The 363-nt window shown below is 23.4% G+C and carries 1 pseudogene; it reads left to right on the top strand.

Going from position 1 to position 363, the window contains the following annotated elements:
• Positions 1-363: pseudogene (locus BGS40_RS00010) on the top strand (motility associated factor glycosyltransferase family protein); the annotation flags it as partial.

Here is a 363-nt window from a genome sequence, read left to right on the forward strand (position 1 = left end):
CTATGCTAAACACTTATAATGATAAATATCTACTTTATCCTGTATTATATTTTTATGGTTTTGGAAATGGAATTTTATTTAAAGCTTTATTGCAAAATAAAAATCATCAACATATTGTTGTTTTTGAAAAAGATATAGAAATCATTTGGGTCATGTTTCATATCTTAGATTTTTCAAATGAATTACAAAGTGCAAGATTGATGGTTTTGGAAAATGATAAATTGCAAGCTCAAGATTATACTGAACTTTGTTCTTCTAAACCTTTCTTTCAATTTTCTAGAATTTATTTTTTAGAACTGATGAGTCATTATTATGAAAGATTTCATGAAGATATTTTAAGATTGAATAAAAAATTAGCAGAAA

Origin of the sequence: Campylobacter sp. 107 (assembly GCF_002383835.1) — a bacterium.
GTDB lineage: Bacteria > Campylobacterota > Campylobacteria > Campylobacterales > Campylobacteraceae > Campylobacter_D > Campylobacter_D jejuni.